We start from the raw sequence: 15,440 nt of genomic DNA on the forward strand, positions 1-15,440 counted from the left end.
AAGACAGGGTTCCAGCTGCAGCGTGGTACGTCACGGGCGAAATCAACGGCCGGTCCTTTTCAGGGGGGCTGGGCGCGCCCTATTGCCGGGAAGGTGAGTACTGGCGAAATCAACGGCCGACCCTTTTCAGGGTGGCTGGGCGCGCCCTATTGCCGGGAAGGTGAGGAAGTGGAACTGATTGCCGCGCCGGTAGGAGAGGAGTACCTGGTATATGCCCTTGTCCGAGTGGGAGAGGAGTACCTGGTATATGCCCTTGTCCGGCCGCATGCGCGTTCGCTGACCATGCCACCGTGGTGTTACCAGGGAATACGACGGGCACGAATAGACGCGATGAAAGTCCCCATTTCGGTCGTTATTCTTCTGGCTATTCTGCTGCTGGTAGTGGGATTGTATAAAGAAGATTGGGTTCTTAGTGAAGGATTACGGCAAGTGATAACGATATTTTTGGTTACGGGAACCTTTCTGTATATCTTCCCCGCAATATGGACTATCTGGCGACGGCATCCCTTTCCGAAAGAACAGCTGACGGAGGAGATATTGACTGTTGCTGGCTGGGATAATGTGACCAATATTGATTTGCGGAGATTAAAGCGCAGAAGAATTAAAGAATTAAAAAAGAACGGGAAATCTGTTCGGGTAATGACATCAGGATGGTGGTTTTATTACTATTAGCCGGAATTAAAAGATTAAATACTATGACAGACGATGACGAGCTGTTTGCCGATATGCCCCGGGCCTATATCCGGGGACTGGAGAAGGGAAAAGGGTATGTGAAAGAAAACTATCTCCGGGAGCGCAGAGAGTGGATAAAATTAAGACAAACCATTGCGTACTATGAATCGGACGGCAAGAAGAAGCATAAAAAACGGCTGGCAGAACTGTACCGTGAAGAAAAGCAGCGGGCAAAAGCGCTGGCTGATATGCCACCGGACCCGGTACTGCCTCCGCCAGCCCCGCTGATAAAGGTCAGTGGCGTGGTGACAAACTACCACCAGCGCTGCCTGACGCTCTATTTTGACACCAAAGCCTATCCGCAGACGTGGGAATATTTCAGCAGGCAGGATGAGAACATGGCGTCTGCCGCGATGGTGCTGGCCTCGACGGGGTCAGCAGCAACGGCACAGGGCATGGTGGCGAGCAATGAAGACAGGGTTCCAGCTGCAGCGTGGTACGTCACGGGCGAAATCAACGGCCGGTCCTTTTCAGGGGGGCTGGGCGCGCCCTATTGCCGGGAAGGTGAGGAAGTGGAACTGATTGCCGCGCCAGTGGGAGAGGAGTACCTGGTATATGCCCTTGTCCGGCCGCATGCGCGTTCGCTGACCATGCCACCGTGGTGTTACCAGGGAATACGACGGGCACGAATAGACGCGATGAAAGTCCCCATTTCGGTCGTTATTTTGTTAATTATTATGATGTTGATAGTGTTTATTTATCAGGACGGCTGGGTTGTTACTGAAAAAATAGTGAGTGGGGTAACGATGTTCCTGACCATGGGAACCTTTCTGTATATCCTCCCCGCAATATGGACGATCTGGCGACGGCATCCCTTTCCGAAAGAACAGCTGACGGAGGAGATATTGACTGTTGCTGGCTGGGATAATGTGACCAATATTGATTTGCGGAGATTAAAGCGCAGAAGAATTAAAGAATTAAAAAAGAACGGGAAATCTGTTCGGGTAATGACATCAGGATGGTGGTTTTATTACTATTAGCCGGAATTAAAAGATTAAATACTATGACAGACGATGACGAGCTGTTTGCCGATATGCCCCGGGCCTATATCCGGGGACTGGAGAAGGGAAAAGGGTATGTGAAAGAAAACTATCTCCGGGAGCGCAGAGAGTGGATAAAATTAAGACAAACCATTGCGTACTATGAATCGGACGGCAAGAAGAAGCATAAAAAACGGCTGGCAGAACTGTACCGTGAAGAAAAGCAGCGGGCAAAAGCGCTGGCCGATATGCCACCGGACCCGGTACTGCCTCCGCCAGCCCCGCTGATAAAGGTCAGTGGCGTGGTGACAAACTACCACCAGCGCTGCCTGACGCTCTATTTTGACACCAAAGCCTATCCGCAGACGTGGGAATATTTCAGCAGGCAGGATGAGAACATGGCGTCTGCCGCGATGGTGCTGGCCTCGACGGGGTCAGCAGCAACGGCACAGGGCATGGTGGCGAGCAATGAAGACAGGGTTCCAGCTGCAGCGTGGTACGTTACTGGCGAAATCAACGGCCGACCCTTTTCAGGGTGGCTGGGCGCGCCCTATTGCCGGGAAGGTGAGGAAGTGGAACTGATTGCCGCGCCAGTGGGAGAGGAGTACCTGGTATATGCCCTTGTCCGGCCGCATGCGCGTTCGCTGACCATGCCACCGTGGTGTTACCAGGGAATACGACGGGCACGAATAGACGCGATGAAAGTCCCCATTTCGGTCGTTATTTTGTTAATTATTATGATGTTGATAGTGTTTATTTATCAGGACGGCTGGGTTGTTACTGAAAAAATAGTGAGTGGGGTAACGATGTTCCTGACCATGGGAACCTTTCTGTATATCCTCCCCGCAATATGGACGATCTGGCGACGGCATCCCTTTCCGAAAGAACAGCTGACGGAGGAGATATTGACTGTTGCTGGCTGGGAAAATGTGACCAATATTGACCTTCTGAAACACGACAAGAAAAAGATAAAAGAATTTAAGAAACAAGGGCGATCTATTCGATTACTTAAATCAGGATGGTGGTTTTATTACTATTAGCCGTTTTTTTGTGGGTTTAATTTCAAACTAATGTTTTTAACAGGTAAGAAATTACAGTTGTCTAATCATGTAGTTATACTGGAAAGAGTGTTTTTATCTTTTTTAGAAAATTTATATGTCGATAGTTATATTCTTTTATAGCGAGGATTTATGTTTCTAGGCTTAGTCAGACTCAATGATCCATTAAGTAGTGGCGGTAAAGTAATTTCGGTTTCGTCAACGATAATTATCGATGGTTTAGGCGTCGCATTGCTTGGTGATACTGTTATATGTCCAATTCCATTTCATGGCGTAAATAAGATAATCCAGGGGTCTACAGAATGGATCTCAGATGGAAAACCAGTAGCTGTGCATAAATGCATGTGTCAATGCGGTTGCTATGTTATTTCAACACTTCCCTGTACGGGGATCTGGTAAGTTAAAATGAGTTGGAATATTCCTGATAAAAAGGCAATGCAACCTGTACCTTCTATTAGGTGGGGTCGAGATAGTGGTGTTTTTTTCTCATTGTTAATAACTGTTGTTCTGCTATTTGGTTTGTTTTATTATATTACTCATAATAGTAATTCCATATATTGTGCTTTTATAATATCATTAATTTTTTCTTTGTTATTTATTATATACATAGGGCTTCGATTATTTCAGCTCGGCGTGTCTCTTGAAAAAAATGAAATGATATCAACGGAAAGTTCTAATATTGACTATGAGTGGTCTGAATGGGCGTCTGGTTATATAAGTATTGTAGATTACAGCTATCTCTTTCCTGAAGAATCACAGATACCCAATTTACGTGAAGGAAGTGAGTTCAATACCATTGGAACCAGGGCATTACATTTTCCAGAATCGATTGATTATACTATTTTATTCCATGAGTTATTAGTTCCAATGAGAGCTAGATTAATTGATATTACTTCTAAAAAGGTTTGGTTATTAATTTTATTGTTGGTCAGATGTCAGGGACTTCAGCATGGCAGTCTTTTTTATTGGCCTGGAAACGACTTGGGCTTTCTGATGACATAATTAATAACAGTGAAATTATCTTGCACGATTATGTATTAAATATTAATGAATGGCTAAGTGTTACGGAGGATAAATTCAGATTAATTATTGTAGGAGAAAAATCAAAAGAAATCAAAGATAATCACCATGGAACTGGCGATGGTTTGTGTGCTTTTCTTTTTGCTCCGACTGTTTTAGTTAATCAAAATAATATTTCTGAGAAGGCACGATTGTACAGGTCTATTTCTACAGATGAAAGTCATCTGATCAAAGATCTTAACGATTTGATTTTTTATCAGGCCAGAACCGGGATGATCAACAATTTATTGATAGGAAAACATAGTGATAAAAAAGATGTAGCTAAGGCAGCAATTCTTCTTAACGAACATAATAACAATCTTGAACAGTATTACGCTGAGTTATATATCGGCATTCAGGGAGAGTTTGATATCTGGATGATGTTGATGTTTTCTTTATTAAATGGAAAAAACGTGAGTGCTGTTGATATAATATTTTCAGAGTCGAATGGTAGGATTATATTATCGAGGGTTAAAAAAATTAGAAATCAGGAATAGATATATGCAAAAGTCCAGTTTGCTGCGGTTATTTGGTTTGGTATGTATTTTGGTTGTTGTTGGTTTAACATGTTACGTCGTACTTTTTTACTACGGAGAGTATTTGGGAGTGAGTACCCAAACAACAAGGATAATAGTTGTTGTAACAGTTTTATTAGCACTGTGTTATATTTTTAAAATATGGCAAATGAATGCTTTGAAATCAATGCTAATGTCGTATACCCCATTAATTAAATATAAATCCATTTTTTATTTTTTTTACCATGGAAGTCAGCTTTTAAGTCAAATGTAGGAACTAATACGGCAGCTACATTGGACAATAATATATTCATTAATTTCAGCTCTACACTTAAAGATAATTACGGTCGCCGCTGGCGAGCCAAAACGCATATCCTGCTGGTAATGGGGGATGTCATTCAGGTTGAGCTACTGGTGCCAAAACTCACCTCTCTGCGCTGGGTTGAAGGGGATGGCGTGATGTTAATCTGGGGGGGCGGGCTAACTGGTGTGCCAGATGCCACGCTGTTCGAGGCGATACGCAAGCTGCATCGGCGCCCGCTGGATGGGATTGTATGGGTAACCCCCACTTTTCAGCACCAGGATTCATTGGTTCAATCGGCACCTGTTGTTTCTTTAACCGCAGAACAAATAGATAATGCTGCCCGCCATCTTCAGGCTGTATTTACCACGCTTCGCTGGCGAGTGCCGTTATACCTCTGGTCGCTGCATGGCGCTCAATCCGTTCTGAATGCCGCGATAGCCCAGTCTGCGACGTGTTTTTTCCCTGCAGGATGTACAACGGCGTTATGCCGTTCGCAGCTGGCCGCGCTGGTAATGCAGTTGGCGGAACAGGGTTCGCAGCAGGTTACGCGCAATATCCACGATAACTTCTTACTAAAAATGGCGAATGCGCTCACGCAAAACGCAGAAGCCATCAGCGACGCGTTATCTGCTTTTTTCAGCCTGCATCGGCCTCTGCCGCTGGCGGCGGTAGTCTTGAGTCAGCATGTGGAAAGTACTTCACCGCGTGTGGCGCATGCCTGGACGCGTGATGAGCGCTGGCGCGCGCTGCTTGATTCGCTCCCTGCGTTACCTGCTGAACTTAGGGCACAGCGCACAGGCCGTTCAGGGATGCGTGTGCTGGCAGTCGGTACCGCTGGTTTGATGCTGCTATGGGGCGCAGGAATGGTGGTATCTTTTCTTGCGAATCGCAATCTGATCGGCGAAAGCCTGGACCAGGCGAGACTGGCAGGTGGTGCGGATGAACCGCTCGCCGAGCGTCTTACGGCGCTGTCCGCGCTTCAGCAAACCCCAGGCATGCTTCGCTGGCGTCAACTGAATGGGGCGCCGTGGTACTACCGCTTCGGCTTAAGCCAAAATGATGCTCTGTTGGATGCGCTATGGCCACGTTATACGCGTATCGCTATTCCGCTCCTGCGTGATGAAGCCGCGCAACATCTCACTCAGGAATTAACGGCGTTAACCCGACTGGCTCCAGACAGTCCGCAGTTTTCCGCCCAGGCAAAGATCGCCTACAACCAGCTGAAAATGTATCTGATGCTCTCCCGGCCTGAGCAGATGGAGGCATCATTTTTTAGTCAGGCGCTAATGCAAGACTGGCCGGAGAGAGCGGGTATTTCGCGCGCATCATGGCAGGGCGTTGGGCCTGGGCTTTGGCAGTTCTGGGGCGAAAACCTTCAGGTGCATCCTGAATGGAAAATAACAGCGGATAAAAATCTTATTAGCCAGGTGCGAACGCTGTTAATTCGTCAGATGGGGATCCGCAATGGCGAAGCCGCCCTGTATCAGAAAATCATTGAACAGGTAACGCCGCATTACACCGAACTTCGTCTGGAAGACATGACCGGCGATACCCGGGCAGACCACGTATTTTATACCCGGAATTCAGTTGCTGGCGTGTATACCCGCAAAGCCTGGGAAGAGGAGGTTTTGCCCGCCATAGAGAAAATCGTAAACAACCGCCGGGAAGAAATGGATCAGGTACTGGGGGATGATACGCATTCTGCAAGCGACCCTCTCTCTCCACAGGCCTTAAAGGCGCGTCTTAGCGAGCGTTACTTCACGGATTTTGCCGACAGCTGGCTGGATTTTCTCAACAGTATTCGCTGGCAGCGCACCCAAACGCTAAGTGATGCTATCGATCAACTCACGTTGATTGCAGATATCCGTCAGTCTCCTCTGGTTGCGCTAATGAATACGCTCGCCGTTCAGGGACGCACAGGGTTAACCGGTGAAGCGCTGTCGGACTCACTGGTGAAGTCGGCAAAGGATCTGTTTAACACTAAAGAAAATCAGACTATTGACCAGCATGCGCGAGAAGAAGGCCCTATGGCGGGTACCTTCTCGCCAATCCTGGCATTGATGGATGAACAATCGGCTGGCCAGGATATCAGCCACCTTAGTCTGCAAACCTACCTGACCCGGGTAACGCAGGTCAGGCTGAAACTCCAGCAGATTACTAACGCTGCCGATCCGCAGGGAATGAGTCAGGCGCTGGCGCAAACGGTGTTTCAGGGTAAAACCGTCGATCTCACTACCACGCGTGACTATGGCAATCTGGTGGCGGCCAGTCTGGGGCAAGCATGGGGTGGATTTGGTCAAACGATGTTTGTTCAGCCGCTGGAGCAGTCATGGCAGCAGGTGTTGCAACCAACCGCGGCGGGCCTGAATGCGCAATGGAAGGCGCTGATTGTGAATGACTGGAACAGCGCATTTGGTGGACGTTATCCGTTTCGTGATGTCGGCAGCGAGGCTTCTCTGCCGCTGCTGGCGCAATATCTGCGAAGCGATAATGGCCGGATCCCGCATTTTCTCGAAAGCCATTTAAGCGGTGTGCTGCATAAACAGGGAAGCCGCTGGGTTGCCGACACGGTGAATGCTCAGGGACTGGTGTTTAATCCGACATTCCTTGAGGCGATGGACCAGCTCAGTCAAATTGCGGATGTCGCATTTATTCGTGGAGAAGCCGGGATGCGTTTTGAACTGCGTCCTGGAACGGCGCGGGATGTGATGCAAACCGATCTCGTGCTGGATGGGCAGAAACTCACCTACGTTAATCAGATGCCAGCGTGGAAAAACGTTGTCTGGCCAGCCGATACGCAAGCGTCAGGGGCAACCCTAAGCTGGGTGAGTACAAATACGGGAGCCCGAATCTACTCAGATAACCCCGGTACCTGGGGGTGGATAAGACTGCTTGAGAAAGCGGAGGTAACCGACAACGCTGGCGTGAGCAGCGGTTTTAACCTGCGCTGGACTGCTCAGGATGGATTGCCGCTGAACTACACCCTGCGAACGGAAGCGGGTGAAGGCCCGCTCGCATTACTCAAACTCCGCGACTTTGAACTACCAGAAGCAATTTTTGTTGTCAGCCAGTCCCCCTCTGAGGAAGAAGAATGAGCGCTTTGAAACGTCTACTGGCTGCCAGCACAGCTTCGCCAGATGAACAACAGCAGCTAATGGAACAGGCGCAAACGCAAATTGCGCTGTGGCAAAACTGGTTATTGCCCGTTTCCGCAACCAACCCGGGCGGGGAAGATCCCGGCTATGACGATGATTTTCAGCGCATGCGAGAGGAGGTGAATAAACTTTCAGGCGCACAAACGGATCTCATCGTTGAGCTTGCGGAAAAACTGCTGATCCACACCTGTAAGGATGTCCGTGTTGTCACCTACTACACTTGGGCGCGTTTGCATCAGGATGGTGAGTCCGGCCTGGCCGATGGTCTGATTTTGTTGGCTGGCCTGATGCAGCAGTATGGCAATTCTCTCCATCCCTTAAGAGCCAACAGCCATAAGGCCGCGCTGGAATGGCTGGCCGGCGGGCGGATGCTGGATAGTCTGACACGTTTCCCCGAAGTTTCACGACCTGACGCGCAGCGGATCGCCGGTGCGCTGATGCTGCTGGAGCAGCAGTTTGTTCAGCAAGAAGAGAGCATTCGTCCAGGGCTTGGGGCGCTGTATAGCGCGCTGGAGAATCGTCTGGCACAGTCTGGCGGCGCTCAGGCGCTGGTTCCGCAAAATGTCAGTCCGCAAACCGGTCGGTACAGCGCAGAAACTCCCGTCCTCAAAAGTATTGCCTCTGGCCGGGAGCTGCTGGAGCAGGCACGGGTGCTGGCGAAATACCTGAGCGATCAGCCGGACGGCTGGCTGGCGGCGCATCATTTGATGAAAAGCGTGCGGCTCGATACGGTTAGCCAGCTTCCACCGCCAGATGGCGCCGGGCGTACACGGCTGGTGCCACCTAAGAGTGATTACCGCGCCCAGCTCAAGCGTCTGTATTTGCAGCAAAGCTGGACCGAACTGATTGAGCTAACTGACAGCTTATTTGTTGAGGGAGTGAATCATTTCTGGCTGGACGTGCAGTGGTACCTTCATCAGGCATTAACCAGGGCGGGATCGCCATGGGATAAACATGCCGCCATTATCATCAGCGATCTGAAAATGCTGCTGCATCGGATGCCGGGTCTGGAAACGCTGGCATTTAATGACGGAACGCCCTTTGCCGATGACGTCACGCGTGAATGGATAGCCCGTGACGTGCTGCAGGAAAGCGACTGGCAGACGGATAAAATTGCGGCGGCTACCGTCGGGGAGGATGACGATATCCTGCTGCTTGAAAGCGAGGCCCTGACGCTGGCGGATAGCGAAGGCATTGAAGCAGCGCTCGCCTGGCTTCAGGCTCGACCTGGCATTATTTCACGTCGACAGCGTTGGGTACGCCAGCTGTTGATGGCCCGTCTGACGGAACAGTGTGGGCGCAACGATCTCGCGCTGCATTTGCTTGGCGAGTTGAATACGACTGCGCACTCTCTCACTCTCAAACAGTGGGAGCCTGAACTGCTGTTTGAAGTCAAAGCGCGACGGCTGAAGCTTCTGCGTTTAAAAGCCAATCGCAGTGAAAGCGACAAAGCACGTCTGGCGCCAGAGATGGAGTCACTGTTGTCTGGGCTGGTCGCCATTGATCCCGCCAGAGCCGCCGTTTTATGCGGCTAAAGAAAAAACAAAATAAGCGAACTGTAAAATGGAAGATTTAACTCTGCGTTATTATGACGCGGAAATGCGCTATTTAAGGGAAGCGGCAAAAGAGTTTGCGCAGGCGCATCCGGATCGTGCCGCCATGTTGGATCTGGACAAAGCCGGTATCCCCGATCCCTATGTGGAGCGGCTGTTCGAAGGTTTTGCATTTTCGATGGGGCGATTGCGCGCCAAAATAGACGATCATCTTCCTGAATTTACCGAAGGCTTGATGAGTCTGCTATGGCCACATTATTTACGCACTATTCCCTCCTTAAGCATTGTCGAACTTTTACCGGATACTAATGTGCTGAAAATGAGCGAACGGATTAATGCGGGGTTTGGCGTATTGTCCCAGCCCGTCGGTCCTAAAAAAACGGTATGTCAGTATCGTACTACCCAGCCCGTCACGCTCAGCCCACTGTCTGTTACGGCGGTGAATATCGATGCCGAACCTGACGGACGCTCGGTCATCCGTATGCGAATAAAGTGCAATCCACAGATGGACTGGTCGCAAACCGATCTGACGCGTCTCAGCCTTTACCTGAGCGGTGACGCGCCGGTGACCCACGCGCTGCACCTTGCTTTGACAAAGCGTCTGGCCTCTCTTTATTTGAGACTCCCCAACAGCGTAGAGCGTATTCACCTGGAGGGGCACTTTTCCCCGGGCGGATTTGCCAGTGAAGACAGTTTATGGCCAAAAGGTGATGCGGCGTTTGGCGGCTGGCAATTATTGCTTGAGTATTTTACGTTCCGCGAAAAATTTATGTTTGTCCATCTTAACGGTCTGGAAAAGGTAACGTTTCCTGCCGGTATAGATTGTTTTGAAATAGAAGCTGTACTGACTCAACAGTGGAGTTCTGAGCTTCCTTTGGGGAGTGAAAATATCCGTCTGCACTGCGTTCCGGTTATTAATCTCTTCACTCTGGAAGCCGATCCGCTGGTGGTTAATGGACTGGAAAGCGAATATTTGCTGCGTCCGCGCAGATTGCAGGATGGTCACACGGAAATTTATTCGGTGGATGCGGTTTCTGGTTCGCAGCGGGCGCGTAATGCCGTTTATGCCCCATTCACCAGCTTTCGCCACAAGGGAGGCACGATGCGTCGTAATGCGCCCGAACGTTACTACCATACACGCGTCAGGCGCGGCGTATCCGGATTGTATGACACCTGGCTGATCCTCGGCGGTGACGCCTGGGAGCGGGATCGTCTTGCTGAGTATGAAACCGTGTCATTGAAAGTGACCGGAACAAACGGTCAGCTACCCAGGCGAGCTTTGCAGAGTTCATTGCTTAATCGTTGTGAGCAGATCCTCCAGACGCCGCTTGCCGTGCGCAATCTGTGTAAACCGACGCTACCGGCTTATCCTCCCGCCGAGGATCGTTTTCACTGGCGCGTCTTAAGCCACCTCGGGTCCAGCTTTCTGAATATGATGGCCAGCGCTGAAGTGCTCAAAGGAACGTTGTCTCTCTATAACTGGCAGGATGATGAGCTTAATTATCGTCGTCTGGATGCGATCATGGATGTTCAACAACATGAAATACAGCGCTTTGAAAAAGGATTTCTACTCCGTGGTGTGGACATCGAAATAACGCTTGATGAGAACGGATTTACCGGTGAGGGCGATATTCATCTGTTTGGAGAAATGCTTAACCGCTTTTTTGCATTATATGCGGATATTCATTTGTTTAATCAGCTTACTTTAATCATACAGCCGGCAGGGAAAAGCTTGCGATGGAAAGAGAATCACAATCAGCGGCTACCCGGCTGCTAAATAGCCTTGGCGAAAACCTGCCACGTACCAATTTTTATCGTTTCTGCCAGTTGTTGGAACAGGGGAACCCGCAAGCGCCAGCTCCAGGAAGCCAGCAAAGTCCGCGCTTCGATGCCATTCGTTTTCGCCCTCATCCGGGGATGGGGTTCCCAGCGGGTGAGCTAAAAAGTGCAGAATATGATCTGCAGCATCCCACACTGCCGCCAACGGTTCGTGTCACTTTTATGGGGTTGTATGGCGTGGAGTCGCCGCTACCGACAACCTATCAGGATGATATCGCCCAGCGTCAGGAAGGTTCGGACGTTGCCGCTGAGTTTCTGGATATTTTTAATCACCGCTTAATTACGCAGTTTTATCGAATCTGGCGTAAATACAGTTATCCAGCGACCTTTCGTCCCGGCGGTACAGATGAAACATCGCAATATTTACTGGGACTAACCGGGTTGGGGATTCCAGGATGCGCCACGCAAACGCAAGCCCCGCTATCGCGTTTTTTGGCGCTGTTAGGAATAATGAGAATGCCAACACGTACGGCGGAAGGAATATCCGCGCTGGTTTCTTTATTATCGCCAATAACAAATATCACCGTGACCCCTCATGATAAACGCTTCGTCCTGCTGGATAAGGCGTTAAAAATGAGTGCGCGTCAACCCGTTAGCCTCCATTCTCGCCCGGTGATTGGGCATAGCGCCGTAGATATTAACAGTCAGGTGCTTATTACGCTAACCACGGATGTTCCTGATGAGGTTCGCGACTGGTTGCCCGGCGGTCAGCTTTACCATGATTTTCTCGCTCTCCTGCACGTTTATTTAGGTGCCAGAGTGAATGCGAGGCTGCAATTACGTATTCCTCGTTCAGCGCTTCCGGATGCTCAACTTACCAGTAATAACAGCGAACGAGCAGTACAGCTCGGCCGCACGGCTGTAATGCGTCTGGATAATCCGGAAATTAAGAATCAACTCATAACGATTAAACTTGGGCTCTGGCAGAGCCTTAGTCAACACGATCAGCGGAGGGAAGCCGATGAGACTGGCGATTATCGCTATTAATTTTGCCGTAATAACCGCAATGACCGGTCTGGTAACCGGATGTGGTCTGACACAGAAAATATCTGAAGGTACGGTGTCATTAACGAAGTCAATTTTTTATAAGGAAATTAAAACATTGCATTTGGATCTTTGCGCCAGAGAGGGCGCTAATAAAAATGCGCAGGGCATCGCGCTTTCAACAGTCGTACGTGTTTACCAACTCAAAGATCGTAAAGCATTTGATTCGACAAACTATCAGTCTTTATTTGCGCAAGACAGTACGGTGGTGAAAGCAGATTTACTGGCTCAGAAAGATATTCGGGTACGTCCTGGTGAAAGCGTAACTGTCGATATTCCACTCGAAATGGAAGCGCAATATGTTGGCGTTGCGGGAATGTTCATTTCTCCCGATCAGTCTGAGGATTCATGGCGTGTAGTATTGGGGCGTGAAGATCTCGATTCTGATAAAGCGCGCGTGATTGAATTAAATTCTCAGGCTCTGGTTCTTCTGATGCAGGAGGACGAGTCATGATTAAACGACCTTCTCTTTATGACATGTTGTTGGGTAATTTTTCCGGTGGTTTTCCTTTGCACGCAGTCAGCGAAAACACGCAGGTCATCTTGTCCGTTCTCGATAATATGCAGCGTATTTTGAATACGCGTGCCGGTAGCCTTAAACATTTACCCGACTACGGTCTGCCGGATATGACCAAAATCCTCCAGGGTATGCCGGGAACGGCACATCAGCTTATCAGCACACTTTCTCTGGTTTTATTGAAGTATGAACCGCGACTGAACGGTATTCAGGTCACAATGCAGGAGCAGGAATCGCCAGGGCATTTACGCTACTCCATCGATGCCGAACTTCAGGACCTTGGCGTTGTTCGTTATGGCACTGATTTTACCCCCGAGGGACGGGTGCTCATCCGCCACCTGAAAAAACAGGGTTGGCTTGAGACAGGAGCGTACTGATATGGAGACGAATCGCATCAGCGCCGGTGGCGACCCGCGTGCTTTCACGGAGTTCGGGCAGCTACGCGATGAAATCAGCAAGCTGACTCATCCCGCGCGCCCGGACGTTGACTGGCAAAAGGTTGAACAGTTAAGCCTGACTTTGTTTCGCCATAACGGCGTCGAATTGCAAACCCTGGCCTGGTATACCGTCGGAAGAATACGTAATACGGGCCTGATGGGGCTTGCTGAAGGCGCGGAACTCATGGACGCCTTATTGACTCACCACTGGAGTGCTATATGGCCGCAGCAAACCCATGCCCGCGTTGAGATTCTGGCATGGCTGTCTGCCCGGTTACAGCAAGAATTGCGTACGCTGACGCTGTCATATACTGATTTATCAATGGTGTATCGGGTTGAACAGCGTTTAAAACATGCCTGCGAAGTGCTGCAACGGCTTGAGTTGAAAGCGCTGAGTAAACTGGAGGCTGTTGTTACCTGGATGCACAATGCCGCTTTACGCCTGGAGAAGTCAGAAGCGGATTCGGGCTCAGCCGTTGTGACGATGCCGGCTTCAGGTGCGACCATTAACGTTGAAACGTCTTTGCCACAGTTGGTCTTTGTGGTTAATGAACCCGTGTCACCAGCGCAATCGAGCGCAACGGTTTTTGCTACTCAAACCGAACATGGAGCCCGACGGATGTGGTTAGGGTTTGCTATCGGTGTCATGGTGACTGCGTTCGTAACTACAGGTGCTTTTCTTGGTATCACTCATATGCGCGCCGACGGATATGAACTGGTGAAGCCATTGCCGCAGATGCTGTCGCCAGAGCAATTGTCCACGTTGAGGCAATCTTCAGATTTGAAGGAGCAGAAGCAGGACATAATTGTCGCAACGCAAGGGCAATTGGACGTTTTACATGACCTGTCACCTCTATGGTCGAGGGAGTATGCCGCATCATTAGCACAGCAGTTAGTCACCCTATGGCCGGAGGAATCGCAGGCTACGACATTCGTTAGTGGGTTACAAAAAGCGTTAACCACGGAAGCGTTGCCGGAAAGCGCTCTGCAAAACTGGCATGATGCCCAGCAGGGGCTGGAAGCGTTAACCGCCAGGCTAAATACGCTTGATGAACGCAAAGGTAAATATCTGACGGGGTCGGAGCTGAAATCAGCCATTTTCACTATCCGCCGCCAGCTTGACCAAACGCCGCCGACAGAAGAGTTATTGCGTCAAATCGATGAGGAATTAAGCCTGCAGGGGAGGGTATCACCCGCGTTGTATCAGCAGCTCGATATGCGGCTTAATCAGCTTCTTAATCGTTATGCGCTGTTGAAACAAAGTTCGGTGAAGAGAGAATAGTGACTATTCGCCAAAAGCAAAAAACCCGCCATAGGCGGGTTCTTCCAAATAGTGGTGCCCGGACTCGGAATCGAACCAAGGACACGGGGATTTTCAATCCCCTGCTCTACCGACTGAGCTATCCGGGCAACGAGGCGCATTAAACCCGATTCACTTCGTTTCGTCAACGAAATTTCTTCAAATCAATGCAGACTGCACAATCTATCACCACATTGCTGGTATTGCACGCATTCTCAGGCAAAAAATGCCGTCCATGCTGCGGAAAGCGGCATTGCCAGCAGCAGGGCGGGAAGCATATTCACCACCGCAAACATTTTGATTCCGCAAATACGTAGACCCGTCGCCAGCAACAGCAGTCCGCCTACCGCGCTGAAATCGGCCATCATGGCTGGGGTTGTCAGCGGTAAAATCAGAGCCGCGCAGGTGGCGAGCGTCAACTGAATTGCCAGCATCGGCACACAAATTGCCGATACCGCGATTCCTAATGAGCAGGCAAAGATGATGGCCGTGAAGAAATCCAAAAATGACTTGGCGATTAAAATATTAGGATCGCCGGTCATCCCTTCATGGATCGCACCGAAGATCCCGGTCCCGCTGGCGCAAAACAGCACGATGATAGCCACGTAGCTTTGGATGAAAGATTCGTGTGTTGCATTGACATCCGATTTGGTGAAAAGCTGCTGCGCTTTGGCGACAGCGGTATTAATGCCTTTTTCCAGATGACAGAACTCGCCGATCAGCGCGCCGAGCAGCGTTGCCAGCACCATCACCGGCAAGTTAGCGCATTTGATAACCAGCAGGATACCAATCCCCAACGAGCACAACCCGAATATTGAGGTCATTGAGATCCGAATACGTTCGGGTAAGTGCTGGCTGAGCAGCGCGCCAAGAACGCCACCGAGTAAAATGGCGCTGGCATTAATAAAGGGTCCGATTACCACGTTAGCTCCTGCATACCTATTATC

At 49.9% G+C, this 15,440-nt stretch carries 13 protein-coding genes, 1 tRNA gene and 1 pseudogene; 13 read left to right on the top strand and 2 right to left on the bottom strand.

All coding sequences use genetic code 11. The annotated features are described in order from the left end of the window. The 13 genes and pseudogenes from FDX24_RS01065 to FDX24_RS01120 all read left to right on the top strand — a co-directional run. Positions 1-672: pseudogene (locus FDX24_RS01065) on the top strand (hypothetical protein); the annotation flags it as partial. A gap of 23 nt (positions 673-695) precedes the next feature. After that, on the top strand, positions 696-1,712 hold the full coding sequence (locus FDX24_RS01070) for a putative type VI secretion system effector (RefSeq protein ID WP_137363697.1): 1,017 nt from the start codon (positions 696-698) through the stop codon (positions 1,710-1,712). Then, complete coding sequence (locus FDX24_RS01075; RefSeq protein ID WP_252362797.1) at positions 1,691-2,752, top strand: putative type VI secretion system effector; 1,062 nt, start codon at positions 1,691-1,693, stop codon at positions 2,750-2,752. The genes FDX24_RS01070 and FDX24_RS01075 overlap by 22 nt, the downstream gene beginning before the upstream one ends. 150 nt (positions 2,753-2,902) lie before the next feature. Beyond that, the gene (locus tag FDX24_RS01080; RefSeq protein ID WP_137363698.1) at positions 2,903-3,169 is read left to right on the top strand and encodes a PAAR domain-containing protein; all 267 of its coding nucleotides are present in this window, start codon (positions 2,903-2,905) and stop codon (positions 3,167-3,169) included. A 6-nt stretch (positions 3,170-3,175) separates the two neighbouring features. Further along, entirely contained in the window at positions 3,176-3,772 is a 597-nt protein-coding gene (locus FDX24_RS23585) for a hypothetical protein (RefSeq protein WP_252362798.1), read from the top strand. Continuing rightward, positions 3,703-4,326, top strand: a complete 624-nt coding sequence (locus FDX24_RS23590; RefSeq protein ID WP_252362799.1) for a hypothetical protein — start codon at positions 3,703-3,705, stop codon at positions 4,324-4,326. The genes FDX24_RS23585 and FDX24_RS23590 overlap by 70 nt, the downstream gene beginning before the upstream one ends. Positions 4,327-4,638: 312 nt before the next feature. Next, positions 4,639-7,743, top strand: a complete 3,105-nt coding sequence (locus tag FDX24_RS01090) for an ImcF-related family protein (protein WP_252362800.1) — start codon at positions 4,639-4,641, stop codon at positions 7,741-7,743. Then, on the top strand, positions 7,740-9,338 hold the full coding sequence (gene tssA, locus FDX24_RS01095; RefSeq protein ID WP_086523453.1) for a type VI secretion system protein TssA: 1,599 nt from the start codon (positions 7,740-7,742) through the stop codon (positions 9,336-9,338). The genes FDX24_RS01090 and tssA overlap by 4 nt, the downstream gene beginning before the upstream one ends. Positions 9,339-9,366: 28 nt before the next feature. Further along, positions 9,367-11,133 (top strand): type VI secretion system baseplate subunit TssF, encoded by a 1,767-nt coding sequence (gene tssF / locus FDX24_RS01100; RefSeq protein ID WP_137363699.1) that lies wholly within the window; start codon positions 9,367-9,369, stop codon positions 11,131-11,133. Continuing rightward, positions 11,094-12,182, top strand: coding sequence for a type VI secretion system baseplate subunit TssG (tssG, locus tag FDX24_RS01105; protein WP_061068569.1), 1,089 nt, complete (start codon positions 11,094-11,096; stop codon positions 12,180-12,182). The genes tssF and tssG overlap by 40 nt, the downstream gene beginning before the upstream one ends. Then, positions 12,157-12,693, top strand: a complete 537-nt coding sequence (gene tssJ, locus FDX24_RS01110) for a type VI secretion system lipoprotein TssJ (RefSeq protein WP_086523450.1) — start codon at positions 12,157-12,159, stop codon at positions 12,691-12,693. Before tssG ends, tssJ begins: the two co-directional genes overlap by 26 nt. Beyond that, the gene (gene tssE, locus FDX24_RS01115; RefSeq protein ID WP_086523449.1) at positions 12,690-13,133 is read left to right on the top strand and encodes a type VI secretion system baseplate subunit TssE; all 444 of its coding nucleotides are present in this window, start codon (positions 12,690-12,692) and stop codon (positions 13,131-13,133) included. The genes tssJ and tssE overlap by 4 nt, the downstream gene beginning before the upstream one ends. A 1-nt stretch (position 13,134) precedes the next feature. Beyond that, positions 13,135-14,475, top strand: coding sequence for a VasL domain-containing protein (locus FDX24_RS01120; RefSeq protein ID WP_137363700.1), 1,341 nt, complete (start codon positions 13,135-13,137; stop codon positions 14,473-14,475). Positions 14,476-14,527: 52 nt separating this feature from the next. On the opposite strand, the gene FDX24_RS01125 is transcribed toward FDX24_RS01120, so the two are convergent. Both FDX24_RS01125 and FDX24_RS01130 read right to left on the bottom strand, forming a co-directional pair. Further along, a tRNA-Phe gene (locus FDX24_RS01125) sits at positions 14,528-14,603 on the bottom strand. A 105-nt stretch (positions 14,604-14,708) separates the two neighbouring features. After that, positions 14,709-15,416, bottom strand: a complete 708-nt coding sequence (locus tag FDX24_RS01130) for a DUF554 domain-containing protein (RefSeq protein ID WP_048213202.1) — start codon at positions 15,414-15,416, stop codon at positions 14,709-14,711. Positions 15,417-15,440 lie beyond the last annotated feature (24 nt).

Origin of the sequence: Citrobacter sp. wls716, from assembly GCF_005280975.1 — a bacterium.
GTDB lineage: Bacteria > Pseudomonadota > Gammaproteobacteria > Enterobacterales > Enterobacteriaceae > Citrobacter > Citrobacter youngae.

What these genes read in the sequence shown, in the direction of transcription:
- FDX24_RS01070 (WP_137363697.1), top strand. Translation starts at nt 696, where the DNA reads ATGACAGACGATGACGAGCTGTTTGCCGATATGCCCCGGGCCTATATC.
- FDX24_RS01075 (WP_252362797.1), top strand. Translation starts at nt 1,691, where the DNA reads ATGGTGGTTTTATTACTATTAGCCGGAATTAAAAGATTAAATACTATG.
- FDX24_RS01080 (WP_137363698.1), top strand. Translation starts at nt 2,903, where the DNA reads ATGTTTCTAGGCTTAGTCAGACTCAATGATCCATTAAGTAGTGGCGGT.
- FDX24_RS23585 (WP_252362798.1), top strand. Translation starts at nt 3,176, where the DNA reads ATGAGTTGGAATATTCCTGATAAAAAGGCAATGCAACCTGTACCTTCT.
- FDX24_RS23590 (WP_252362799.1), top strand. Translation starts at nt 3,703, where the DNA reads ATGTCAGGGACTTCAGCATGGCAGTCTTTTTTATTGGCCTGGAAACGA.
- tssA (WP_086523453.1), top strand. Translation starts at nt 7,740, where the DNA reads ATGAGCGCTTTGAAACGTCTACTGGCTGCCAGCACAGCTTCGCCAGAT.
- tssF (WP_137363699.1), top strand. Translation starts at nt 9,367, where the DNA reads ATGGAAGATTTAACTCTGCGTTATTATGACGCGGAAATGCGCTATTTA.
- tssG (WP_061068569.1), top strand. Translation starts at nt 11,094, where the DNA reads ATGGAAAGAGAATCACAATCAGCGGCTACCCGGCTGCTAAATAGCCTT.
- tssJ (WP_086523450.1), top strand. Translation starts at nt 12,157, where the DNA reads ATGAGACTGGCGATTATCGCTATTAATTTTGCCGTAATAACCGCAATG.
- tssE (WP_086523449.1), top strand. Translation starts at nt 12,690, where the DNA reads ATGATTAAACGACCTTCTCTTTATGACATGTTGTTGGGTAATTTTTCC.
- FDX24_RS01120 (WP_137363700.1), top strand. Translation starts at nt 13,135, where the DNA reads ATGGAGACGAATCGCATCAGCGCCGGTGGCGACCCGCGTGCTTTCACG.